Source organism: Paenibacillus sp. BR2-3, assembly GCF_046529485.1.
Classification (GTDB): domain Bacteria; phylum Bacillota; class Bacilli; order Paenibacillales; family Paenibacillaceae; genus Paenibacillus_AQ.
In genome coordinates, this window is record NZ_CP126311.1 from 4,529,995 (window position 1) to 4,554,200 (window position 24,206).

Here is a 24,206-nt window from a genome sequence, read left to right on the forward strand (position 1 = left end):
CCCATTTTGCCCTGGCGACACTGTTTGCTGTACAATCAGATTTGAATTATATTTCCAGAATGTTTAAGGAGCTGAAAGGTATGCACATCGTTCGAGTCGGCCTGATCGGATACGGGTTTTCCGCATCTACATTCCATGCCCCCCTGCTGGGTGCTATAAACGGCTTCCGTATTTCGGCAGTATCCTCCTCCAAGCCTGAATTGGTCACAAGGGATTTGCCGGATGCTGTAGTGGAAATCGAGCCCTCTGCTCTCATCCAGCGCAAGGATGTAGATCTTGTTATTATCACTGCCCCCAACGAAGCTCACTTCCCGCTGGCCAAGGAGGCTTTGGAAGCGGGTAAACACGTTGTGGTAGAGAAACCCTTTGTCCTGACTTACAAGGAGGGGGAGCAGCTGATTCAGCTCGCCCGCAGTAAAGGCGTTCTGCTTAGCGTGTATCATAACCGCCGCTGGGATAATGATTTTCTTACGCTGCAGGATATCATCAGCTCTGGCAGACTAGGCCGAATCTTCACATATGAGGCACATTATGACCGCTATCGCCGCGAGGTGCGTGACCGCTGGAGAGAACGGGGGATTCCGGGTGCGGGTCTGCTGTATGATCTGGGCGCACATCTGATCGATCAGGCGCTTGTCCTGTTCGGCAAACCACAATCGGTCACAGGTGATATACTGTCTCAGCGTGAGGGAGCCCAGGCTGATGATTATTTTCACATCACTCTGAAATATGAGCGGCTTCGCGTCATTCTGCACTCCGGCATGCTGGTGAAGGAGCCAGGGCCGCATTTTCTAGTTCATGGCGATAAAGGCAGCTTCAGCAAGTACGGCATCGATTCGCAGGAGGAGACATTAAAAGGCGGAGGAGGGCCAGGCAGCCCCTACTATGGGGAAGACCGTGAGGAGAATTTTGGAACTCTCGTCTGGGAGAACAAAAACGGACTGACTCTTAAAGAGACCATTCACACGGTTCCGGGCCGTTACCACTCCTACTATGAAGGCATATATAATTCAATTGTCTCCGGTGCTCCCTCCCCGGTCAGCGCCGAAGACGCTCTGAATGTCATCGCCGTTATTGAATGCGCCCGGCTTAGCAGCGACGAGCAGCGCAGCGTCCCTTTTCACCTGTAACACGATAAGGTGCCTGAATACTTACTTGCGAAGCCTAATAGGATAGGCGTACTTACCCCTAAAAACCAAAAGAGCCAGGGCAAGTGCCATGGCTCTTTTGTGTTATTTATAGATATCCGCAAGTTTAAGCTTCTTACTTACAAGGTCTGGAGCTCAAGCGCCTCGGTACGCTCCGTATCACGGGTCAGCACCGGCTTCAGGTACCTGCCTGTATAAGATGCCTCCACCTTCACCAGCTGTTCCGGTGTGCCTGTGGCAAGAACAGTTCCCCCACCGCTGCCGCCTTCCGGTCCCATATCGATAATGTAATCCGCTGTCTTAATCACATCCAGATTATGCTCTATAACGAGTACGGATTCTCCCGAATCAACCAAGCGGTGAAGCACTTCCAGCAAGCGGCCGATATCATCCACATGCAGACCGGTTGTCGGTTCATCCAGAATATAGAGCGTTTTGCCTGTGCTGCGGCGATACAGTTCTGAAGCAAGCTTCACCCGCTGCGCCTCGCCCCCGGATAACGTTGTTCCCGGCTGGCCCAGCTTTATGTAGCCGAGGCCAACATCGAGCAGCGTCTGCATCTTGCGGTGGATGCGCGGTATGTTCTTGAAGAACTCCGTTGCATCCTCCACTGTCATCTCCAGAACATCGGAAATGTTTTTTCCTTTATATTTCACTTCAAGCGTTTCACGGTTATAACGCTTGCTCTTACATACCTCGCATGGAACATAAACGTCCGGCAGGAAGTGCATTTCAATCTTGATAATCCCGTCTCCGCGGCAGGCCTCGCAGCGTCCGCCCTTCACGTTGAAGCTGAAGCGTCCCTTCTGGAAGCCGCGGACCTTCGCTTCATTCGTCTTGGAGAATAAGTCCCGTACATCGTCGAACACACCGGTGTAGGTTGCCGGATTGGAACGGGGGGTACGGCCAATCGGGGATTGGTCGATATCAATAACCTTGTCCAAATGCTCCAGTCCGCGAATTTCCTTATGGAGACCGGGACGGACCTTGACTGCCTTATTCAATTGACGGGCGAGACTCTTGTACAAAATCTCATTCACGAGAGAGGATTTACCGGAACCGGATACTCCCGTCACTGCGGTAAAGACGCCCATTGGAATCTTGACATTCACGTTCTTGAGGTTATTCTCCTTCGCGCCGCGAATTTCCAGCCACCGGTCATCGGTTGCCCGCCGCTTGGAGGTTACCGGGATAAACTTGCGTCCGCTTAAATACTCGCCGGTCAACGAGTTCGGATCCTTCATGATCTCTTCCGGTGTTCCCTGTGCAATCACCTGTCCACCGTGGATCCCCGCACCCGGACCGATATCAATAATATAATCGGCAGCCATCATCGTATCCTCATCATGCTCCACTACAATCAGCGTGTTGCCCAAATCCCTCATATGTGCCAGGGTGGAAATAAGGCGGTCGTTATCCCGCTGGTGCAGACCGATACTTGGCTCATCCAAAATATACAGCACACCCATCAGACTGGAACCAATCTGGGTCGCCAATCGGATCCGCTGCGCTTCACCGCCGGACAATGTGCCTGCTGCACGGCTCAGTGTTAAATAATCCAGTCCTACATTCACCAGGAAGCCAAGACGGCTGCAAATCTCTTTAAGGATAAGGTTGGCAATTGCCGTTTCCTTTTCACTCAATTCGAGACTCTCAAAGAACCGCTGGCAATCCCCAATCGAAAGATCCGTAACGTCAGCAATATGCTGTTTGTTAATCGTCACGGCCAGAATCTCTTTCTTCAGGCGTTTGCCTTTACATACATGGCACGGCTTAGCGCTCATGAAGCCTTCGATAAATTCACGGATACCCTCAGAAGCGGTCTCACGGTACCGGCGCTCCAGATTCGGAATAATCCCTTCAAAGGCTACCATCGCATCCTTCTTCTGGCCAAAATCATTCTCGTAGCGGAAGCGTATCTTCTCGCTGCCTGTGCCATGCAGCAGCTTGTTCATCTGCTCCGGTGTTAACGCGCTTACCGGGACATCCTGTGGAATCTTGAAGTGTTCACAGACCGATTTCAGAAACTGCGGATAGTAGTTCGATGTGCTGCCGGTCCAGGCCAGAAAAGCACCATCCGAAATGGATTTCTCGGCGTCTGGAATTAGCAAGTCAGGATCGACCACCATTTTCACTCCGAGTCCGTCACATTCCGGGCAGGCACCAAACGGGCTGTTAAAAGAGAACATGCGCGGTGCAAGCTCTTCTATACTGAATCCGCATACCGGACAAGCAAAGCTTGCACTGAACAAAAGCTCTTCCTGGCCTATGATATCAACGATAATTTGTCCGCCGGACAGCTTGAGCGCTGTCTCCAGTGAATCGGTCAGCCGGGTCTCCACATCATCCTTAATGACAATACGGTCCACAACTACCTCAATCGTGTGTTTTTTGTTTTTTTCAAGCTCAATCTCTTCCGATAAATCCCGCTGCTCGCCGTCTACGCGTACACGAACAAAACCTTGCTTGGAGATATCAGAGAAAAGCCCCTTATGCTCCCCTTTGCGTCCCGAAATAATGGGTGCAAGAATTTGCAGCCGGGTCTTCTCGGGGTACTGCATAATACGGTCGACCATTTGCTCCACGGTCTGGGAGGTGATTTCAATCCCATGCTCCGGACAGTGCGGATGACCCACCCGGGCAAAAAGCAACCGCAAATAGTCATAGATCTCGGTAACCGTCCCGACTGTAGAGCGCGGGTTGCGGCTCGTTGTCTTCTGATCGATAGATATCGCCGGTGACAAGCCCTCTATAGAATCGACATCCGGCTTCTCCATTTGTCCCAAAAACTGGCGCGCATAAGCCGATAGTGATTCTACATAACGCCGCTGCCCTTCCGCATAAATGGTGTCGAACGCGAGCGAGGACTTGCCCGAACCGCTCAGTCCCGTCAGCACGACGAAGCGGTCACGGGGTATCGTCACGTCAATGTTTTTTAGATTGTGCGCCCTCGCGCCTTTAATTACTATGTTTTCGATCGCCAACGGTAACATCTCCTTCTTTTCGATCCCTCCCAAACCCTCCCTTAGCCAAGGGAGGGCCCCAAGGGTTGCACCCTCTGGACACCCGCAAATGAAGTGACTAAGGAGACGGGGGGGGGGACGGTATTTAGATACTTAAGTGCCGGGAGCGCTTGTCCCTTACGGGACCGCTTGAACTTTGGGCGCTGCCTACGGAGCGTTGTTGTGCTGCTGCGTTCGCAGAAGCGCTCTCCCTGCGGGATACGCTAACTTTTAAAGAATTAGTGCGGTGATGTGCGGTTATTTGATACTTCGTGCGCAGAAGCGCTCTCCCTGCGGGAATCGCTAACTTTTAAACACTAATTCGGCGTTTATGTGGCTACTGCGTGCCTAGAAGCGCTCTCCCTGCGGGAATCGCTAACGGCTTGCTTACTCGGCCCGCAACTCCAGCAGAGCATCACGCAGCTCGGCGGCGCGTTCGAACTGCAGATTCTTGGCGGCGTCTTTCATTTCGGCTTCCAGACGCTGCATCAGGCTCTGACGGTCTTTCTTATTCAACTTGCCGCCGACGCCTGTAAGGTAATCGGCTTTGGATTCCGCGACTTTCGTCGCTTCGATGATTTCGCGCACTTTTTTATTAATTGTTGTCGGTGTTATTCCATGCTTCTCATTATACGCGATCTGCAGCTCACGGCGGCGGCGGGTTTCACTCATCGCCTTCTCCATGGAGTCCGTGATCTTGTCGCCGTACAGCAGCACTCGGCCCTCAGAGTTACGGGCAGCACGGCCAATCGTCTGAATTAATGACCGCTCCGAGCGGAGGAAGCCTTCCTTATCAGCATCGAGAATAGCTACCAGGGATACTTCCGGTAAATCCAGTCCTTCTCTCAGCAAGTTAATGCCGATGAGCACGTGGAAGGTCCCCAGTCGCAGATCACGCAGGATCGCCATTCGTTCCAGTGTCTTGATGTCAGAATGTAAATAACGCACCTTGATACCGATTTCCTTAAGGTAATCGGTCAGGTCCTCGGACATTTTCTTCGTCAGGGTTGTAACCAGTACACGCTCATCCCGATCAATCCGGGCACGAATCTCGCCGATCAGATCATCGATCTGACCTTCGGTCGGACGAACCTCGATAATAGGGTCCAAGAGACCAGTTGGACGGATGATTTGCTGGACCATAGTGTCGCAATGCTCCATTTCGTACGGTCCCGGCGTAGCCGATACATAGACGATCTGCTTTACTTTTTCTTCGAACTCTTCAAATTGCAGCGGCCGATTATCAAGCGCGGATGGGAGGCGGAAGCCATGCTCAACCAGAACCGTTTTGCGCGCCCGGTCACCATTGTACATCGCACGTATTTGCGGCAGTGTTACATGGGATTCATCAATAACGATAAGCATATCATCCGGAAAATAGTCCATAAGTGTATATGGGGTTGCTCCCGGCTCACGGAACGTAAGCGGTCCGGAATAGTTCTCGATCCCTGAACAGAAGCCGACTTCCTTCATCATCTCGATATCATAACGTGTCCGCTGCTCCAGACGCTGCGCCTCCAAAAGCTTGCCTGCATCACGAAGCACAGCCAGCCGCTCTTCCAGTTCACGTTCAATGTTGACAAGCGCCACACGCATCGTCTCTTCTTTGGTGACAAAGTGCGACGCCGGAAAAATAGCGACATGATCGCGTTCCCCGATCAATTCACCGGTCAGAACATCAATCTCTGTAATCCGCTCAATCTCATCGCCGAACAATTCTACACGAATCGCATGCTCCCCTTGGGATGCCGGGAAAATCTCTACCACATCCCCGCGCACACGAAAAGTACCGCGCACAAAGTTAATATCGTTGCGCTGATACTGGATATCGACAAGCCGGCTTAGAATCTGGCTGCGAGGCTTCTCCATTCCTACACGCAGCGACAGCAGTAAACTGCCGTACTCTTGCGGTGATCCCAGGCCGTAGATACAGGATACGCTTGCTACAATAATAATATCGCGCCGTTCAAACAATGAACTGGTCGCAGAGTGACGCAGCTTGTCAATCTCTTCATTGATACTGGAATCCTTCTCGATATAGGTATCGGAGGACGGAATATACGCCTCCGGCTGATAGTAGTCATAGTAGCTGACAAAATAGTCTACCGAATTATTAGGAAAAAAGTCCTTGAACTCACTCGCCAGCTGCGCGGCCAAGGTTTTGTTATGCGCAATAACGAGCGTCGGACGGTTAAGCTTGGAAATCATCTGCGCGATGGTAAAGGTCTTGCCCGTACCTGTCGCTCCCAGCAGCGTCTGGTGCTTCTTGCCCTCCCGGATGCCTTGTAATAATTCCTCTATGGCATGAGGCTGATCGCCCTGGGGTGTATATTCGGACTGCAGATCAAAAGTCTGCTTACTGATGACAAGATCACTCATTTGCCCGTCTCCCCTCAATACTCTAAAATAGTTTAATATATTAATATAGAGCCTTTATTCAATTGTTGTCTTATTTCACACTCTCCATACGATAGTGAAAAATATACAATATAAGAATACTTGTTCCCGTTCATTATACATTGTTGCCCGGAACGATGCAAACCATAATATAGTTCAGAATAGGAGCACGAAATATGGATATTACCTCAATAATCGGCATACTGGCCGGACTGGCCGCCATAATCGGAGGCTTCTTCTGGGAAGGAGGAAGCCTTACGGGCTTACTGCAGCTCAACGCCGCTTTAATTGTTTTTGGCGGTACATTTGCCGCGGTTTTGATCAGTTTCCCTGCAGCCAAGCTGCGTACCATCCCCGCCGCACTTCGGATGGCCTTTGGGCGAAGCACGGAGAATATGGAAGAAAAGGCGGAAGAGATTATTGCCATGGCGGCCATCACGCGCCGCGCTGGTGTTCTTGCATTGGAGCAGAAAGCGGAAGAGCATCCCCACCATTTTACCCGTGAGGGACTGCAGTTGATTGTTGACGGCACCGATCCAGACCAGGTCCGGCAGATTCTTGAGCTCGAAATGGATGCTGTGGAGTTGAAATATGAAGGTTATACCAAGATCTTTGAAGCCGCCGGAGGGTATGCGCCCACCATGGGCATTATCGGTACGGTAATGGGCCTTATCCGTGTTTTGGGCAATCTTACGGACCCATCTCAGCTAGGTCCTTCTATCGCTGTTGCTTTTACCGCTACACTATATGGCGTTGCCAGTGCTAATCTTATTTTTTTACCCATTGCCTCCAAAATCAAATCGCGCAGCCAGAGCCGTATACAGTCCTTGGAAATGCTGCTTGTCGGCATCCTTGCCCTGCAGAACGGGGAGCATCCCCTGCTGGTTCGCAAAAAGCTGGCCTCCTTTGTCACCGACTCCCACTCCGAAGACATGGCAGATAACAAAAGAGGTCTCTCATGAGACAGCGGGGCCGAAGAAAAACACGAATCACCGGACAGGAAATCCGTGATCGCTGGATGATTACCTATGCGGACCTAATTACATTATTGTTGATTTTTTTCGTCATCTTGTATGCAATGAGCAGTCTGGATGGAGCCAAATATGGGATTGTCACCGATTCATTGTCGCAGTCTTTCCACTCCGGAAATTCTGTGCTGGACGGTGGAAATGGTGTTCTCGACTCCAGTCAAGGGAAAACTCCGACAGCAGAATCAGGAGCCTCGGGGCAGTCTGCGGGTAACGGTACAGGTGCTAGAAGTGGAGAGGGTTCGAACGGGTCAGCAGAGCCTTCAGCACGCGAACTGGCTTTCAAGGAACAGGAGGCGCGGCTTGGCGAGCTAATGGGAGTCATCAAGAAATATGTGCAGGATAACAATCTGGGAGATCAGATATTTGTAGAAGACAAGCCGCAGGGCATTGCCATTACCTTGAGTGACCGTTTTCTGTTCGACGTGGGGGATGCTGCTCTAAAAGCCCCTTCTCTTCCTGCTCTCCGCAAGCTGTCCGGTTTATTTGGCGGGATCGGCGCTGTGATCAGCATTGAAGGCCATACCGACAATACACCGGTATTGTCTTCTGCTTATAAGGACAACTGGGAGCTGTCCGGTGCACGTGCGCTGTCTGTACTGCGCTTTTTTCTGGAAAAGCAGGGTCTGAACCCAAAAGAGTTCCAATATGCAGGATATGCCGATACCCGGCCCGCCGCTGATAATTCAACGGAAACCGGACGGCAGAAAAACCGCCGGGTTGAGATTATTGTGCTGCGTCAGCTGCAGGAGGAATAGTAGAGTATAAACCTAAGTTAGTCGAGAGTCCTAGCTCGCGCGATGTACGACATGCAGGATTTCAACCCTCTTCAAGCGTTTATTCGCTGAATTGTTGCACAACGTGCAGGATTTCGAACCAATTCAGGATTTGAGCTCGCTCAGTGGTATTGAAGAATATGGCCAGTATCAGTCAATAGTATTATTCAGTATTTTTCTATACACTTTTTCGCTATATTCCTTTAAATGCTACTTTTTTCTACAATTTATCATGGGGTAATAACGAAAAAACAGGACTTGCAGAGGATTATCCTCCTATAAGTCCTGTCGATATGCATTACTTATGTGTCGTAATAGTTAGTTATTCTCCAACCAGTTCACGATAAGCAGCAGCATCAAGCAGCCCTGCCGCAGCGTCGGCAAGCTCGCCTTCGATTTCTACTTCAAAAATCCATCCCCCGCCGTAAGGCTGGTCGTTAATAAGCTCCGGACTGGCCTCGAGTGCATCGTTAATCTTGGTCACCGTTCCCGAAACCGGGGAATATAATTCAGATACCGTCTTCACGGATTCTATGCTGCCTACGCTGTCTCCGGCGGTTATTGCCGTACCAAGTTCAGGAAACTCCACGAACACGATATCACCGAGCAAATGCTGGGCATGATCTGTAATCCCTATACGTACAACCCGTCCTTCTGCCTGCTGTGCCCATTCGTGTTCCTCGCTGTATAGCAGGTTGTCTAACACCTCACTCATCCCATGCCGCCTCTTTTCCAAATTTGGAGTTGTAAAATTAGTTATAGACTAAGTTATCGCCCCTCATCGTGTCAATATAACTGACAGGAAAATTAAATTTGTCATCTTTTTGACGTTTTTTGGTTGACAGTGAGACTACATACCCGTTTTAATGGATACATAGAAAATAATACGTTTTGCGAATGATGGCATAGGGAGAGACTGTCTCACTGGAAGACGGCGCCGAAGGAGTAAGCTCTGCGAAGGGTGAATCTCTCAGGCAAAAGGACCTTTGCCGGACGCATCTCTGGAGAGCATCAGGCGTTACTTAGGCGCCCGGTCACCAACGGGGAAACCTGCCAGTCTTGTCAGGCAGGGTAACTCTCAGGTACAAAGGACAGAGCGGAAGATCAAGTTATGCGATGATGCATATCTGTCTTCCGTCTGTCCTTTTTCGTATGGAATCAGACCAAGGGGAGTGACGACATGGATGCTTTGAAAAGAACACCTTTTTATGACCTCTACTCCGCTTTTCCGGAGTCCAGATGCATTGATTTCGGCGGCTGGGAGCTGCCGGTGCAGTTTACAGGTATCGTGAAGGAACATGAGGCGGTGCGGCAAAGCGCCGGTCTCTTCGATGTATCGCATATGGGCGAGTTCATGGTAACAGGGGCAGGAGCGGAAGCTTTTATCCAAAAGATGACGACTAACGATGTCACCCGTCTCACGGACGGCGGAGCTCAATACACGCTGATGTGTTACCCGGACGGCGGTGTCGTGGATGATCTTCTCGTATACCGCCTCGGTGAAGGCCGATATATGCTCGTTGTGAATGCCTCCAACATCGACAAGGATTTTCAGTGGCTGCAGGAGCACCTTCCGTCAGGTGAGGATGTATCCCTTACTAATGTTTCTGACGAGACCTTACTGCTGGCGCTGCAAGGCCCTTTGGCCGAGACGATTCTTGCCACAGTTACCACTGCGCCTCTCGCGGAGCTGAAGCCTTTCCACTTCATCGAACGAGCCACAGTCTGCGGCGCTGAGGTTCTCCTCTCCCGCACCGGATATACCGGCGAGGACGGCTTTGAAATCTACGCACCGCTGAATACTGCGGAGACGCTGTGGAACGGACTGCTGGCGGCTGGTGTTCCGCACGGGCTGACGCCTGCTGGACTTGGCGCACGCGATACGCTGCGTTTTGAAGCCAAGCTGCCATTATACGGCCAAGAATTGTCAGCAGATATTACACCTCTTGAAGCAGGCATGCAGTTCTTCGTGAAGCTGGACAAAGAAGATTTCATCGGCCGGGGTGCGCTCCTGCAGCAGAAAGCGGCCGGTCTCCCCCGCCGACTCGTGGGACTGGAAATGATTGACCGGGGCATTCCGCGCTCCCATTATCCAGTGTATGCAAATGGAGTCACGATCGGGGAGGTCACAACCGGAACCCAATCCCCGACGCTGAAGCGCAATCTCGGATTGGCGCTGCTGGATGCCGCCTATAGTGAAATAGGTACAGAGGTTTATGTGGAGATTCGCGGCAAGCAGTTGAAATCTGTCGTGGTCAAAGCCCCTTTTTACAAAAAAATCCAAGGAGTGAAGCCGCAATGAAGCACCGTTATCTGCCGATGACAGAACAGGACCGCATAGAGATGATGGAAACGGTTGGTATTCAGTCCATAGATGAGCTGTTCTCCGATATTCCCCAAGCTGTGCGTTATCAAGGAACGATGCCCATGTCTGAGGCACTTGATGAATACGCATTGCTGCGACATATGAAACAACTGGCTGACAAAAACGCCGACTTCGATACGCATGCGAGCTTCCTCGGCGCCGGATTGTATGATCATCACATCCCGGTGGTCATTAACCATGTGATTTCCCGCTCTGAATTCTATACCGCATATACACCTTACCAGCCGGAGATCAGCCAGGGTGAGCTGCAGGCCATCTTCGAATTCCAATCCTACATCTGTGAACTGACCGGTATGAAGGTAGCGAATGCCAGCATGTACGATGGCGCCACAGCTTTCTCTGAAGCAGCGGTTCTCGCAGCCGGTGCCACGAAACGCAAAAAACTGATCGTCTCCCGCACGGTCCATCCGGAAGCTCGGCAGGTGCTCCGCACTTCAGCCAATGCCTGGGGACTGGATGTCGTGGAAATTGACTGTAAAGACGGAGTTACTGATCTGACAAAGCTTGCTGCAGCAATTGATGGTGATACAGCTGCAGTGTTGGTACAGTCGCCTAACTTTTTTGGCTGCATCGAGGATGTTGGCGCAATTGAGCCGTTAATTCATGCCGTTAAAGGATTACTTGTCGTCAGCGCCAACCCGATTGCTCTCGGCGTACTGGAAGCCCCGGGCAAGCTCGGTGCCGATATTGTTGTCGGCGATGCCCAGCCGCTCGGCATTCCGGCTTCCCTCGGCGGTCCAACCTGCGGCTTCTTCGCGGTAGCCGAGCCTCTGATGCGCCGCATGCCGGGCCGTATCGTCGGCCAGACGGTGGATCGGAGCGGCAAACGAGGCTTCGTGCTAACCCTTCAAGCCCGGGAACAGCATATCCGCCGCGAAAAGGCCACGTCCAACATTTGCTCCAACCAGGCGCTGCTGGCGCTTTGCGCTTCCGTCTACTTGTCTGTTATGGGCAAGGAAGGCATGCGTGAAGTCGGGGAGCTCAATATCCGCAAGAGCCATTATGCTGCCGCGAAGCTTGGGGAGTTAAGCGGTGCAGAACATACCTTCTCCGCCCCGTTCTTTAATGAATTCGTCATCAAGCTCCCGGAAGGAAGCAGCGTGAGTGCCGTAAATTCCAGGCTGCTTAAGGAAGGTTATCTCGGCGGCTACGATCTGGGCCGGGATTATCCCGAGCTTGCCGGACATATGCTCATTGCCGTAACCGAAAAAAGAAGCAAGTCAGAGATCGATCAATTCGCAAGCGCACTGGAGGGCTGTGTATGAAACCGGAACAAAGTCTGATTTTTGAACTGAGCCGCCCCGGACGCTCGGCCTATTCCCTGCCTCAGTGCGATGTGCCGCAGGATGAGAGCATAGAGTCGCTGATCCCGGAAGGACTGCTGCGCAGCCAGCCTGTGGTTTTGCCGGAAGTATCCGAGGTAGATGTCATCCGCCACTACACCTCCCTTTCCCGCCGCAACTTCGGTGTAGACAATGGCTTTTATCCACTCGGTTCCTGTACGATGAAATATAACCCGAAGATCAATGAGGATGTGGCCCGCTTCCCCGGCCTGGCCAAGATTCACCCGTACCAACCGGAGGAGAGCATCCAGGGAGCACTTGAACTGATGTACACGCTGCAAAAAGATCTGGCTGCCTTAACCGGCATGGATGCCGTCTCCCTCCAGCCTGCCGCAGGTGCTCACGGCGAATGGACCGGCCTGATGATGATCCGCGCATACCATGAGAGCCGCGGCGAGACCCGGACCAAAGTCATCGTGCCGGATTCCTCGCACGGAACCAATCCGGCCAGTGCCGCTGCCGCCGGACTGGACACCGTAACGATCCCATCCAACGATAAAGGGATGGTTGATCTCGCGGCGTTAAAAGCAGCCGTCGGCGGTGATACAGCTGCTCTGATGCTGACCAACCCCAGCACATTAGGATTGTTCGAGACGCAAATCGTGGAGATTGCCGCTATCGTGCACGAAGCAGGCGGTTTGCTCTATTACGATGGAGCGAACTCCAACGCCATCATGGGGATTACCCGCCCCGGCGATATGGGCTTTGACGTTGTGCATTTGAACCTGCATAAGACGATGAGCACCCCGCACGGCGGCGGTGGCCCCGGATCCGGGCCTGTCGGCGTAAAAGCCAGACTCATTCCTTTCCTGCCCCAGCCTACCGTAGCCAAGAACGAGGACGGCAGCTTCTCACTCGACTCCGGCGGCCCGGAATCGATCGGGCGCGTCAAAGCTTTTTACGGCAACTTCGGCATTCTCGTCCGCGCCTACGCCTATATCCGCACCTACGGACCGGATGGATTGCGTGAAGTCTCGGAGAACGCCGTATTAAACGCCAACTATATGATGCATCGCCTGGCGCCGTATTTTGAAATTCCCTATCCGGGCGTATGCAAGCATGAATTCGTAATGTCCGGCAAAAATCTCAAGCCATATGGTGTCCGCACGCTGGATGTAGCCAAACGGCTGCTCGACTTCGGCTACCACCCACCAACTGTGTACTTCCCGCTCACGGTAGAGGAATGCATGATGATTGAGCCTACGGAGACGGAAAGCAAGGAGACGCTGGACGGCTTCATCGAGACGATGATCCAGATTGTGAAAGAAGCCAAGGAAACGCCGGAGGTTGTAATCAATGCACCACATACGACGGAGATCAGCCGTCTGGATGAGACACAGGCTGCACGCAGGCCGGTGCTTAATTGTTCTTGCGGGTGAACCCAGTAGATAAATAGGTAAAATTAAAAGCGGCTAATCCAGAAGTCTTTAATTAGACTTTTGGGATTAGCTGCTTCTTTTTCAATAAAATTGAAGTGCTATACCATACCATTCGGAAAATGAATTACAGCAAGGGATGTTTTTTTCTTAGTTCATTCGTATAAAATATATTGGACACTTTATCTATGAGCCACCGAATACGAAAGGAGTATCACATGATCATTCGACTCGGAAATTTGACTTTATTACTAGGCATTCTTATGGCTTTAACATCTTTAATGCTATTTGATGTTAACTTCGCATTCTTCATTATAATGACTTACTCCGTCTTGATTTTTGCGGGGTGCCGATTTATAAAAACAAATGTGAATATCATTCCTTTGCTTACTATCAGTATATCATTTCACTTATACAACCTACTATACATAATACTAAATAAGGCAGACGTTATAGATTTGTACTCGGTGGACTGGAGATTAGAAGTGCAGCTAGTTTTCCCCATGCTTTTTGGTTTCTTGATTAAAGTTATAGTAAAGCAATATCAAAGACACAAAGCTTGATGCACTGCGAAAGCAGTCAAAGGAAATCAGTAAGCTTTCTTTAAAAACTTTCCTATCCCTGGAATCGCTCATGTCGTGGTCCACAAAACAACAAAAAAAGATGTCATTATAGCTGATACAGGCAAAGGGTTTATTTGCTCATTTGTTTGGATTACTCATTCCTGAGAGAAGAATTTGGGAGGTGAATACATGATTAAAAATGAGGATTTGGATAAACTGGCTTCTAAGATGGGGCCGTTATTTATTATACTTCTTTTGCTCGTAACAGTTCATGTCATTACCTATATTATTCAAGGAGCAACACGTCTTGTTCAGCAAACCTATCAGTTGGGTTATGGCTTTGGATCTTTAATAGAAAAACTATTCTAAAGACAGTCATAATTGTTATATTGCTCCTGATCACTGCGGTGATTATCCGTGTATCCATTAATATAGCTGGCAACTCCGCTGCGTTAAGGCATTACCTATCTTACTTCATTCTCATGACTTACTCCGTGATTTTTGTTAGTTAGTCTTGAATCTTCTTTAGAAGAGGTCATGCTTTTCTATTAAAAGGAGCGATTATTCGAATGAAAATTAATGTTGAAGCTTTTCACAAAAGATACTTAAGAACCCTTCCATTCTTGCTTTTATTTTCGCTATTTCTGCTAACTTTCTCAAACAGAATCTTTTCAATAATATCTTTCTTAATAATTGTAGGAAACGCTTTGTATATTATTTTGAAAATTCTAACTTATAAGATGAAAAGGAGGGGTAGGGAGTAACAATGAATACAATAAAAATAATACTTGCAATAAATTTTGCAATGGCTTTTTGTCTCTTTTTTTAAAACCCGAAAGCACCTTCACAGTTGTAGATTTTTGTCGTAAATTTAATGTTTTCGTAGACTGTTTTTCCATGAAAAGAAGGATAATCTTTCCTCTCATTATTGCATATTTTATATGGTTACTAATAGGTATTTTGAGTGAATTAACTGATTTGCCAATAACAAAAATGATGGATAAACATGAACCACTCACTACAATAATAGTATCATCCGGTATTCTTGGTTTGGAGTATCACCGGTATAAAAGTTGGATCAGTGGGAAATGGTGATGTTGTCACCCATATCAATCCTTGCATTAATTCTCTCCATAAACCATTCAGTTATGCCTAAAATGCTTGAGAATACAATCTTCTTTTTATTCATCCTATTTCACCCTTCATTATATAATAAGCAATGATCTGTTCTGTATGAACAAATAAAGAGCGGTTAGTCCCAAGTCTGCTAAAATTTAGGGACTAACCGCATCTTTTATAAGATAAGCTATTTCGAGAGTTTTTTAGTAAATTGTCCCCGGTCATTCACATTCATCTTGGAATAAATGCTCCTAACCATATTTCGTATCGTTCCTTCGCTGATTCCTAACGCATTGGAAATGTACAGCGCACTTCTTTCCAGTAACCACAAACAAGCGACCTCTTTCTCTCTTGCAGTCAGCTTATAATGTTGAAGGTTGGCTTCCAGTCTGTATTGCTGCAGATCTGAGTTCCGACCCATCCACTTGTCCGTAACATTCTCCGCCAGCTGCTGTACAAAAGGGATGGCAAATTCGATTTGCTGCCCCCTGTTGAAAGAGATATCCACATAGCCCCGTACTGCGCCGTCAAGATGCAGGGGAGCACATACACAGTTCCAGTTTTTAAAGACAGAATCCGAATGCTCCTCCCCCCTCACGACTCCGATACAGTTCATCTCCATTGCAAGCGATACGGCGTTCAAGCCGGAATACAGTTTGGACAAACATACTCCATGACTCAGACCAGCCTTATTCATATCCTCTTGCATATCAGGCGAGGAGCATACCAAGTCAAGAATGTTGCCTTCTTCATCCGTTAAAAAAACGACAAAGGAGATGGAAATAAATCTGCTGATTTTGACCATTTCCCTGCGTATAGACGCAATCATTGCCTTATGATAGAGGGCCTTCTTCTCATCGCCAGCAAAAATAAGCGTTTGCAGAGGATAATTATGTATTGCAATGTTGTCTGCGATAGTGGGTTGAAAGGAATTCCTCTGCTCTTCTTCCAAATCGTCCGGTGAACACCATGTTCTTGTCTTTGTAGAGGTAATCAGCACAATGAGAAAGCCCTCCCCGGTTACCATGAATTTCTAAATTATATCATCCCTGTATATAGCCTTCAATATTTATTGAGCGGAATAAGCACATAATCTCTTAACTGTAAATACCCAGTGCTGTATATATAAACTGCCCTCTTATTGAATTAAGATCAGGAATATTACATTAAAAAAGGAGATCAGCCTACGATGAAATTTATTCCCGGTTTTTTAGCAACCCTTATTTTATCCAGCACGATTGGCTTAACTGCATTTGCGGCAGAACAACCTATTACCGTCCTGATTGATCAGCAGAAGCTTGACCTTTCCAGCAGTGCACCCGTAAATGATAATGGAACGATCCTCCTTCCCCTGCGAACAGTTTTTGTGAAACTTGGATTGCAGGTGAACTATGATGCTAAAACAGGCTCCATTACAGGTACTAAGGAAGGCCTCATCATCAAACAGCAAATTGGCAGCAAGAAAGCCAGCGTAAATGGCATTATTAAGCAGCTGACATCCGCTCCAAAAGTGATTAACCAGGTCACTTACGTTCCCCTTCGATTTGTAGGCGAATCGACGAATAGTAACGTCAACTGGGATGCAAAACGTAATACCGTTACTATCACTACTAAACAACAAACCGTCGACCCTAAGGAAATTTCCGCATTCTTTGACAGTTATGTCGCCTATTCCAATAAAGAAGACTACGACGGATTTATGAGTCTTATTGATCCCAAGTCTCCGCTTGCACAGATTGGCCCTCAATTAAAAGATCAAATAGAGAAATTCGATCTCGCCACATCGATTGAGCAATTAGACATTATCAGCTTGCAGCCGAATGAAGCAACGGTTCATACCATTGAAACGACTCATAAAATCAAGGGTTCCTTCAAGCTGGACGATAAAGCGGAGTATATCTATACACTTACCAAAAAAGAAGGCGAGCAAAATTGGAAAATCAGTAATCTGCAAATCACCGCAGTCCAATATATCCTCCCTGAGGAAATGTTGAAAGCTTCGGTTACCGTTCCGAAAGCTGAAGAAGAAGGCATTTCTGCCGTTCTTCAAGCTCACATTAAAAATTCCAATGAAGAAAATCTGGATGGCGTGTTAGCCACACTTGACGCGACTTCTCCCCAATTCGAACAGAACAAACAGATCTTTAGTCAAATCTTTAAAGCGTATGATTTATTATTCACAGTTGAATCCTCCAAAATAATCAATTACACCGAGAATGAAGCTGCAGTCTATATGATCCAAACGACAAAGAAATTAAAAGGCCCAGATTTTCAGGATAACCGGGCTTCAAGCGTCACGACGTTGAAGAAATCAAAAGAAGGTAAATGGGTGATCGCAGAAACCTATCTCATCAAAAGCGACAAACTAACTCCATAAACTAAAGTAAAATATATTCGAAAACAGGCCCTCCCTTTCGTCATCTGATATGACCAAGGGAGGGCCTGTTTTTCTTAAACTGCCAACATCAAGGGTTTACACTCCTTGCGCTTCCACCTTAACCGCCTTCTGATCTTTGGCCGCTCTGCGCTCCTTGGCCGATCTGCGGAAATAGAACAGCTCGTATATGGCAGGGACTACAATCAGCGTCAGCAGTGTCGCGGCGGTTAATCCGCCGATCACTACAATCGCCAGACTTTGCGAGACTATACTGCCCTGCTCGGGATCCCCGAACAGCAGCGGGATCATCGCGAAGATGGTGGCAATGGCCGTCATCAGAATCGGACGCATCCGCGTTCCGGCGGCTTCGAGAATAGCTTCGCGGATACTCATATGCTCCTCGTTCTGCTTGATGCGGTCAATTAATACAATCGCATTCGTGACGACAATACCAATCAGCATCAGCGCACCGAACAAGGCCGTGAAATCAGGAGTCACGCCGGACACGAGAAGTCCGATGATCGCACCGATGGCAGCGAGCGGCAGGGAGAACATAATTGCCAGTGGAGCACGAAGGGTTTTGAAGGTCAGCACCATGATCAGGTAGACTAATCCGATGGATATCAGCGCCGTCATCCCGAGGTCGCTGAAATCGCCAGCCTGATCAACCGATGCCCCGCCTGCAAATAAAGTCACGCCCTCCGGAAGGGTGATGCTGTCTGTTTCTTTTGTGATGGCCGCACCAATCTCGGAAACCTTCTTCGGATCAACCTCCGCAGTAATGCGCACGTAAGGCTTACCGTCCTTATGGTACAGCATGGCCGGCTCATCGCGGACTTCAAGTGATGCCAATTGAGAGAGCGGCTGTGGACCTCCGGCGGTCATCAAGGTAATTCCTTTTAAATCCTGCTGCGTTTTGGGCTGGAGTACAGGCTCCAATATAACTCCGGCCGGAGAGCCGTCCAGTTCCATCTGGCCCAGCGGGATCGGATTCATCATGGCTCCCAGCTGCATGGAGATTTCCTGGGCGTTGGTCTGTGTCGGGTCCACCTTGAAGGCAAATACCGGCTTTGTATCTTCCATGTTGCTGCTGACCTTTTGAACACCGTCCACGGTCTTCACTTTTGCTGTAACTTCTTTGGCAACCGCAGTAATCGCAGCAAGGTCATCGCCAACGATATCGATGTATTCGCTGGTAGAGGCCGAACCCATCATGCTGGCTTCATTTGCCGTCAGTGTCGCACCTGTATAGGAAGCCCCGGCATTGCGCACATGGTCAATAAATGCCTGGGCGTCCGCACCTTTTTTCATAACCACAGTATAGTCAACCTGGGTTAAAGCGAACACACTACCCCATTTCGCCGAATCGGCACTGTTGCCGGATTGCATCAGAACCGTCTGGGCCTGAGACTGCTTCATCAGTTCCTGCTCCAACTGTTTTCCTTTGTCCAGTACCTCTGCTACAGGAACATCATTCGGATATTTCAATTGAACCGATACATAGCTGGCATCTGAAGAGTCAAGCGCACCCTTAGGCATGGTGATATAGGCAGCGATTGAACCGATGAGAAGAATCAGACCCAGAGACAAAGTTAACCACTTGTGATGTAGATTCCAATTCAGGAACCGGGTAAACCGCTTGGACGGCTCATGTTCTTTCATGGAAGAGCTACGCAGCAGCCATGAGCTTAGGAGAGGAACCACGGTTAACGCCACGGCCAGTGAGGTAAGCAAGGAGTAGGTTACCGTCAAGGCAAACGGCAGCAGGAACGCTTGCAACCCGCCGCGAAGCAGCCCCATGGGCAAGAACACCGCTACCGTTGCAATGGTTGAGGAAGTAATCGCTCTTGCCACTTCCCTGGTGGCGCTGATGATCATTTCACGTGATAAAGGTTCCTTCTGCAATCTGCGGTGAATATTCTCAATGACCACGATGCTGTCATCTACCAGACGTCCGACCGCAACCGCAACGCCTCCGAGTGTAATAATGTTCAAAGTGATGCCTGATACATTCAGCAGGTATAAGGTGACGGCCAGAGAAAGCGGGATGGATACCGCCGTAATGAGCGTTGCCCGCAAGTTACGCAGGAATAGCAGGATAACGATGGTCGCGAATAAAGCTCCGAGCAATACCTCACGCATCATACTGTTAACCGAGGTAACCACCATCTCTGATGTACTGAACACCACCGCTGTCTCTGCGTTCTTGACCGTTGTATTAATCTTGTCTACGGTCTCCTGTACTTTATTGCCGACATCCACCGCGTTCGCGTTGGCTTCCTTGGTGACTACTGCGAACAGTACATCTTTTCCGTTCGAGCGGCTGAGGCTTTCCTGATCCTGCTTTAATTGGACGGATGCGATATCCCCTAGCGTTACGCCAGACGATACGGGCAGTTTTTTCAAGGTATCGATACTGTCTATTGTAGAAATCAGATTAATGTTGCCTGTCTGGCCGCCGATGGTCTGCTCCCCGAGAGAAGCCGATACGTTGCGCCCCTGAAGTAGACCCAGCACCTGCGGAGTGGATACTCCCTTGTCGGCCATTAATTGCGGATCTAGCTTAACATTGACCTGCGGGGCCATTTTTCCGTATAAAGCGACATTCGATACCCCTTCAATCTTTTGGAACTCGGGGATGATCGTATCTTCCGCAAGCTTAAGGTTTTCCTTGGTCAATCCTTCGTCGAACGAAAGGGTGATCTGGGAAACCGGAATCATCGAGGTATTCAACTGAAGAACAAAGGGGTCCATAACCCCTTCAGGAAACTGCAGGGAGTCAACAGCCTTTTGAACCTCCTGCGCGGCATCCTTCATATTCGTTTTGGAGTCAAAATAAATATCCACCTTCGCATATCCGTCTCCGGAGGTGGACAGCATCTCCTTCTTGCCCTTTACAAAAGAGGCTGCCGCTTCGACCGGCTTCGTAACCTTTGTCTCCATCGAATGCGCATCCTGGCCGGGACCCAGCACAGTAACCGTCACCTGAGGATTATCCGCCTCCGGCATAAATTCCATCGGTAATGAGGTATAGCTCATAATCCCCACTACAATCGCCATGATGACCAGAAGCCCCACAGCGGCCTTGTTACTGAACGACCATTTCGTTAACCATGTCATTTCTTTTTTCCCCTTCCACTCCATTAATTTTTCTTATACCTTTGTACGACTGTTGTCTTATGTATCGTTTGCTTTCTCCATGATTTAGTTTAGGAGTTTTTGGAAGAAGTCAAAACCGTCCGGCGGCGGGTTTAGTACTCAGACTTAAGGCGGGGTTTCCCCCCTTCCGGAGACAGAGAAACAGCCGTCCCTGAAGAGGAACGGCTGTTTCTGTATAGGAGAAAAGTGAGTCGATGCCAGCTAGTTCAGCCTTTTTCCACCCGATCCGGCTCGCGGAACATGTATTTCAGCAATGGCGGCGTTACGAGTGTCGTTACAATGACTACAATAATTACGGAGGTAAAATACTCCGGAAGCAGCAGGCCGCTTTGCAGGCCCGTTGCAGCGATGATCAGAGCGACCTCACCCCGGGAGATCATCCCTGAACCTATAATCGCCGACGAACGGTTATTAAAGCCTGTGAGCCGCGCACCCAGTCCGCCCCCCAGCATCTTGGTCAGAATGGCAACGAGAGTCAGCGCGGCAACGAACCCGATCTGTCCTCCCACACCTGTAAAGGAAACACTGAGGCCAATACTTACAAAAAAGACCGGCACAAATATCGAATAGGCAATCGGCTCCAGCTTCTCTTCCACGGTATGCTTGAACGAGGTCTGGGAAATGGCAATCCCGGCCGCAAAAGCACCGATAATCCCCGCCATCCCCATCAACTCGGCGAAATAGGCAAAGCCAAAGCAAATGACTAAAGCGGCTGTTATCGTTGCTTCCGTTACCCTGAGCGGAGCCAGCCATTTCATAACCCAAGGAACAAGGAACCAGCCGGCGATAATGGCAACAACGAAGAACAGCACTTTTTTTCCGATTAGAAGCCCTAGAGACACTTCCCCCCCTGTTCCGAAAAAGCTCATGAGCACCGCCAGCAGAATGACTACCAATATATCATCCACAACGGCCGCCCCAAGTATGGTAGAACCTTCCCGCGAATTCAGCTTGTTCATATCCTTCAGCACCTGAACCGAAATACTTACGGAAGTAGCGCTCAAAATAACCCCCATAAACAAGGCGTTATAGTATGCAAAGCCAAACAGTTCCCCAATGGCAAGCCCGCCCAAAAAAGGTAAAATAATACCCCCGACGGCTACCGCAAAGGCGGCCTTCCAGTTTTTGCGCAGCTGGTCCAGATCCGTTTCCAAACCGGCGATGAACATGAGCAAAAGTACACCGATCTCTGACATGTAATGAATAAATTCACCGTCCTGAATAAAGCCGAGCACCGCAGGCCCGAGAACGATTCCCACGATCAGCTTACCCAGCACTGCAGGCTGTCCCAGCCGCACGGACAGATCACCAGTGAGCTTCGTAAATAGCAAGATCAGCATAAGATACAAAATAAATTGCATAGTTCTTTCACTCCTTCTTCTGTAAGCATCTGTAACCTGATATCACTCTAAACTCCAAAAAAAGACAAAGAGGAGCCCTTGTTGACAGGCTCCTCCAAAAAACAAAAAAATATTCAATTTAAACAACGTTATCTTAATTATACGAATAATTAAAATTATTGCAATTAAGGCGTTTAATATTAAAGTCAAAAGAGCCCTCTACCATCTTCGAGGTGATGGCATTCCAGCGGTTGCAGGCTTCGCTCTTGGCAATATAGGCAAAAGCGGCTTCCTTATCCTCACATTCAAAGCAGTAAAAAAATTGGTTGCCATTCTGAAAGATCGAATAATTCGTTATGCCGGCTTTACTGTGCTCCTCCAGTATTTCGGGCCAAGGGTTTAAGTGCATCGACACATACTCTGCCAGACACTCTTCCTTCACCCGCCAAATCCAAGCCAATTTATTGCTGCCCATTTTTCGCATCCTCCCGGCAAACATCCTTCCGCTCCGATCAAATTGATTATATCATTAATCTCTCATAATGTGGCATGCGGGAGTAAACGGATTCGAGCCATTGGGCGGACTGCATAGCCCTTGATATGAACGAAACTGTCAAGCGCCGCTGTAGCAACTCCGTTTTTGGCGCACTTAAACAAACCTATCAATAGACGTCTTTTAAAGAGAGCCCCCTTTTTCCAAAGGGGTTGACTCTGAGTGTGACTTCTTTCCTTACACATTAGGGAGGGAGCATGTCCTTAGCTTGGAGGCAAAAATCATTCGCTGGTCGGCATCCTGATATTCGTGGGTTTACACATGGTATTAATCCATCTGAAGAGCCTGCCGCTAACTATTTTCGTCCATCGTTCGCAAGCAAACGGGCACAAAGGGCTTCCGCGGCGTTTCTCTTCACCTTGCTCGATTTTGCCTCCAAGGTAAGTCATGCTCCGGCTTCCTGGCATTCATCTCCTTTCCTTTAGGGAGTGATTTTTCAGTGGTATACAGCGTCACATTGCAGTAGACGGACGGAGAGGGTTACCCGGCAAGCTTGGACTCCGGGACGGGGTTTCGGTCGTCCATCTCCAAAGCTCGGGCAATCGCCCATACAAATCCGGCAAGCTCCCGGGCAATGGCGGCTACGATCTTCGATTTGTGCTTCCCTTTTCCCAGCATGTTCATATATTTGCGGTGCAACCGGTTCTGTGCCTCCCAGGCCATCCGCTGCACCTCCGGCGGCAGTCCGGTGATCCGCTCGCGCAGTTTGCGGCGCACTCCCGGCGAGTGCCGGTAATGGTGGGCAGCTTCGACCAGCACCCGTCGCAAATGCGCATTACCGGCCTTGGTCAGCTTCCCCTGACTGCGGCTCACGCCGCTGGAGTGCTCGCTGGGCACCAGACCACAGTAACTCATGAATGAGGGGGCGCTGGCAAACCGCGTCACGCTGACCATCTCCGACACCAGCGTCGTGGCGGTGAGTGTAGCCACCCCTCGCAGCGCCTGAAGCGCTTCAATAAGCGGCGCCTGCGCATGGGTGTGGGAGAGAAGCTCGATCTCTTTTTCGTAACGCCGGAGTCGTTCTGCCGTTTCTCGAATGCTCTCCCGGTATTCCTGAAACACCATACGGTGGCAGGGACTCTCGAAGCGGAGGGTGTCCAGCCACTCTTCGTAGGCGAAGGTCCATGCCTTGACCTTGCTTGGGGGAGCGAGCTGCAAGCGTAGCAGAAACTTGCCCATGCGCTGCTTGTGGCGGTTCATATCTTCTTTTGCGTCCTCCCGGGCTCGAACGAGATCCCGGAGAGCTTCCTCCTCAGGGGATGGGATGTAAACACCGGTCAGCTCGCCGGCACGAAACAGCTGAGCCAAACGCAGCGCATCCCGCTTGTCGGTCTTGATTCGGTCGCCGGCCCGCTGAGGGATGAGGGAGGGAGCGACAACCGTACAGGAAATGCCGGATTCCAGCAGCCAGCGGTGAAGCATGTACCCGGTGGGCCCGGCTTCGTAGCAGACTTCCAGTTCCGCTCTGGATTCTCCGGAACCTTGCAACTGCTGCAAAAGCCTTAGAACACGTTCCCTGGTATGTTCGATAATCCCCCAGAAGCGGGGTTCGCTTCGGCCCTCGTCCGCGATGGCTACAGCAATTTTGGCTTTGGATACGTCTAATCCAATATACTTTTTGGCGATACTCATTAGTAAA

The 24,206-nt window shown here is 49.6% G+C and carries 16 protein-coding genes and 1 riboswitch; of the genes, 8 read left to right on the forward strand and 8 right to left on the reverse strand.

The window, feature by feature from the left end; all coding sequences use genetic code 11:
* The first annotated feature begins 80 nt into the window (after positions 1-80).
* The gene (locus tag PaeBR_RS21890; protein WP_410512551.1) at positions 81-1,130 is read left to right on the forward strand and encodes an oxidoreductase; all 1,050 of its coding nucleotides are present in this window, start codon (positions 81-83) and stop codon (positions 1,128-1,130) included.
* A gap of 137 nt (positions 1,131-1,267) precedes the next feature.
* On the opposite strand, the gene uvrA is transcribed toward PaeBR_RS21890, so the two are convergent.
* Entirely contained in the window at positions 1,268-4,132 is a 2,865-nt protein-coding gene (gene uvrA / locus PaeBR_RS21895; RefSeq protein WP_410512552.1) for an excinuclease ABC subunit UvrA, read from the reverse strand.
* A gap of 405 nt (positions 4,133-4,537) precedes the next feature.
* Complete coding sequence (gene uvrB, locus PaeBR_RS21900) at positions 4,538-6,529, reverse strand: excinuclease ABC subunit UvrB (RefSeq protein ID WP_410512553.1); 1,992 nt, start codon at positions 6,527-6,529, stop codon at positions 4,538-4,540.
* A gap of 194 nt (positions 6,530-6,723) precedes the next feature.
* Here uvrB and PaeBR_RS21905 point away from each other — a divergent pair, with 194 nt between their 5' ends.
* Together PaeBR_RS21905 and PaeBR_RS21910 are read left to right on the forward strand one after the other, a co-directional pair.
* Positions 6,724-7,509, forward strand: coding sequence for a flagellar motor protein (locus PaeBR_RS21905; RefSeq protein ID WP_410512554.1), 786 nt, complete (start codon positions 6,724-6,726; stop codon positions 7,507-7,509).
* Positions 7,506-8,333 (forward strand): flagellar motor protein MotB, encoded by an 828-nt coding sequence (locus PaeBR_RS21910; RefSeq protein ID WP_410512555.1) that lies wholly within the window; start codon positions 7,506-7,508, stop codon positions 8,331-8,333. The genes PaeBR_RS21905 and PaeBR_RS21910 overlap by 4 nt, the downstream gene beginning before the upstream one ends.
* A gap of 340 nt (positions 8,334-8,673) precedes the next feature.
* Here PaeBR_RS21910 and gcvH read toward each other — a convergent pair whose 3' ends face one another.
* Entirely contained in the window at positions 8,674-9,066 is a 393-nt protein-coding gene (gcvH, locus tag PaeBR_RS21915) for a glycine cleavage system protein GcvH (protein ID WP_410512556.1), read from the reverse strand.
* A gap of 182 nt (positions 9,067-9,248) precedes the next feature.
* Positions 9,249-9,347, forward strand: a riboswitch (glycine riboswitch).
* A 184-nt stretch (positions 9,348-9,531) separates the two neighbouring features.
* Between gcvH and gcvT the strand changes: the two genes are divergently transcribed.
* The 4 genes from gcvT to PaeBR_RS21935 all read left to right on the forward strand — a co-directional run bounded on the left by gcvT (position 9,532) and on the right by PaeBR_RS21935 (position 14,388).
* Positions 9,532-10,653 carry a glycine cleavage system aminomethyltransferase GcvT gene (gene gcvT / locus PaeBR_RS21920; RefSeq protein WP_410512557.1) on the forward strand — a complete coding sequence of 374 codons (1,122 nt, stop codon included), beginning with the start codon at positions 9,532-9,534 and terminating at the stop codon, positions 10,651-10,653.
* Positions 10,650-12,002, forward strand: a complete 1,353-nt coding sequence (gene gcvPA, locus PaeBR_RS21925; RefSeq protein ID WP_410512558.1) for an aminomethyl-transferring glycine dehydrogenase subunit GcvPA — start codon at positions 10,650-10,652, stop codon at positions 12,000-12,002. Before gcvT ends, gcvPA begins: the two co-directional genes overlap by 4 nt.
* Positions 11,999-13,459 (forward strand): aminomethyl-transferring glycine dehydrogenase subunit GcvPB, encoded by a 1,461-nt coding sequence (gene gcvPB, locus PaeBR_RS21930; protein WP_410512559.1) that lies wholly within the window; start codon positions 11,999-12,001, stop codon positions 13,457-13,459. The genes gcvPA and gcvPB overlap by 4 nt, the downstream gene beginning before the upstream one ends.
* Before the next feature lie 749 nt (positions 13,460-14,208).
* Positions 14,209-14,388 (forward strand): hypothetical protein, encoded by a 180-nt coding sequence (locus PaeBR_RS21935; RefSeq protein WP_410512560.1) that lies wholly within the window; start codon positions 14,209-14,211, stop codon positions 14,386-14,388.
* A 937-nt stretch (positions 14,389-15,325) separates the two neighbouring features.
* Here the strand turns inward: PaeBR_RS21935 and PaeBR_RS21940 are convergent.
* Positions 15,326-16,138, reverse strand: coding sequence for a LuxR C-terminal-related transcriptional regulator (locus PaeBR_RS21940; RefSeq protein WP_410512561.1), 813 nt, complete (start codon positions 16,136-16,138; stop codon positions 15,326-15,328).
* Positions 16,139-16,327: 189 nt separating this feature from the next.
* On the opposite strand from PaeBR_RS21940, the gene PaeBR_RS21945 reads away from it, so the two are divergent.
* A complete protein-coding gene (locus tag PaeBR_RS21945; RefSeq protein ID WP_410512562.1) occupies positions 16,328-17,515 on the forward strand; it encodes a copper amine oxidase N-terminal domain-containing protein in 1,188 nt (395 codons plus the stop codon).
* A gap of 96 nt (positions 17,516-17,611) precedes the next feature.
* Here PaeBR_RS21945 and PaeBR_RS21950 read toward each other — a convergent pair whose 3' ends face one another.
* The 4 genes from PaeBR_RS21950 to PaeBR_RS21965 all read right to left on the reverse strand — a co-directional run bounded on the left by PaeBR_RS21950 (position 17,612) and on the right by PaeBR_RS21965 (position 24,199).
* Positions 17,612-20,635, reverse strand: a complete 3,024-nt coding sequence (locus PaeBR_RS21950; protein WP_410512563.1) for an efflux RND transporter permease subunit — start codon at positions 20,633-20,635, stop codon at positions 17,612-17,614.
* Positions 20,636-20,880: 245 nt separating this feature from the next.
* The gene (locus tag PaeBR_RS21955) at positions 20,881-22,035 is read right to left on the reverse strand and encodes a cation:proton antiporter (RefSeq protein ID WP_410512564.1); all 1,155 of its coding nucleotides are present in this window, start codon (positions 22,033-22,035) and stop codon (positions 20,881-20,883) included.
* Positions 22,036-22,168: 133 nt separating this feature from the next.
* Complete coding sequence (locus PaeBR_RS21960) at positions 22,169-22,489, reverse strand: L-rhamnose mutarotase (protein WP_410512565.1); 321 nt, start codon at positions 22,487-22,489, stop codon at positions 22,169-22,171.
* A gap of 558 nt (positions 22,490-23,047) precedes the next feature.
* Positions 23,048-24,199, reverse strand: a complete 1,152-nt coding sequence (locus tag PaeBR_RS21965) for an IS110 family transposase (protein ID WP_410512566.1) — start codon at positions 24,197-24,199, stop codon at positions 23,048-23,050.
* Positions 24,200-24,206: the final 7 nt, after the last annotated feature.

What these genes read in the sequence shown, in the direction of transcription:
- PaeBR_RS21950 (WP_410512563.1), bottom strand. Translation starts at nt 20,635, where the DNA reads ATGACATGGTTAACGAAATGGTCGTTCAGTAACAAGGCCGCTGTGGGG.
- PaeBR_RS21910 (WP_410512555.1), top strand. Translation starts at nt 7,506, where the DNA reads ATGAGACAGCGGGGCCGAAGAAAAACACGAATCACCGGACAGGAAATC.
- PaeBR_RS21965 (WP_410512566.1), bottom strand. Translation starts at nt 24,199, where the DNA reads ATGAGTATCGCCAAAAAGTATATTGGATTAGACGTATCCAAAGCCAAA.
- uvrB (WP_410512553.1), bottom strand. Translation starts at nt 6,529, where the DNA reads ATGAGTGATCTTGTCATCAGTAAGCAGACTTTTGATCTGCAGTCCGAA.
- PaeBR_RS21960 (WP_410512565.1), bottom strand. Translation starts at nt 22,489, where the DNA reads ATGGGCAGCAATAAATTGGCTTGGATTTGGCGGGTGAAGGAAGAGTGT.
- gcvPA (WP_410512558.1), top strand. Translation starts at nt 10,650, where the DNA reads ATGAAGCACCGTTATCTGCCGATGACAGAACAGGACCGCATAGAGATG.
- PaeBR_RS21945 (WP_410512562.1), top strand. Translation starts at nt 16,328, where the DNA reads ATGAAATTTATTCCCGGTTTTTTAGCAACCCTTATTTTATCCAGCACG.
- PaeBR_RS21890 (WP_410512551.1), top strand. Translation starts at nt 81, where the DNA reads ATGCACATCGTTCGAGTCGGCCTGATCGGATACGGGTTTTCCGCATCT.
- PaeBR_RS21905 (WP_410512554.1), top strand. Translation starts at nt 6,724, where the DNA reads ATGGATATTACCTCAATAATCGGCATACTGGCCGGACTGGCCGCCATA.
- gcvH (WP_410512556.1), bottom strand. Translation starts at nt 9,066, where the DNA reads ATGAGTGAGGTGTTAGACAACCTGCTATACAGCGAGGAACACGAATGG.
- gcvPB (WP_410512559.1), top strand. Translation starts at nt 11,999, where the DNA reads ATGAAACCGGAACAAAGTCTGATTTTTGAACTGAGCCGCCCCGGACGC.
- gcvT (WP_410512557.1), top strand. Translation starts at nt 9,532, where the DNA reads ATGGATGCTTTGAAAAGAACACCTTTTTATGACCTCTACTCCGCTTTT.
- PaeBR_RS21935 (WP_410512560.1), top strand. Translation starts at nt 14,209, where the DNA reads ATGATTAAAAATGAGGATTTGGATAAACTGGCTTCTAAGATGGGGCCG.
- PaeBR_RS21955 (WP_410512564.1), bottom strand. Translation starts at nt 22,035, where the DNA reads ATGCAATTTATTTTGTATCTTATGCTGATCTTGCTATTTACGAAGCTC.